We start from the raw sequence: 229 nt of genomic DNA, 5'->3' as shown, positions 1-229 counted from the left end.
CTCTAGATTTATGTTCATAATCAGAGAATTGAGCTAAATCTAGTCTCCAGCCCATTTTTTGACCTTTACACCACTTTCCACCATCTACATTAAGACATGTACCTCCACCCAATGCACGCTGTGTTTGTGCTTTTTGAGCTCCATTAAGAACAGGCTGTGCTCCAAATTCAACATTTGTAAAACCTTGGTCAGTATAAATCATTTGTGGTCCAGTTGATGTGTTTTCCTC

General features: G+C 39.3%; 1 protein-coding gene. It reads right to left on the bottom strand.

Going from position 1 to position 229, the window contains the following annotated elements; genetic code table 11:
- Nucleotides 1-229 (bottom strand): hypothetical protein (locus JDS96_RS31645; RefSeq protein WP_199669197.1); only part of this gene is annotated, 229 nt, incomplete at both ends.

Origin of the sequence: Bacillus cereus group sp. N21, from assembly GCF_016483395.1 — a bacterium.
In the GTDB taxonomy this organism is placed as follows: Bacteria; Bacillota; Bacilli; order Bacillales; family Bacillaceae_G; genus Bacillus_A; species Bacillus_A pseudomycoides.
Note: the sequence above shows the minus strand (reverse complement) of the source record. Positions and strands in the feature narration are given on the sequence as shown.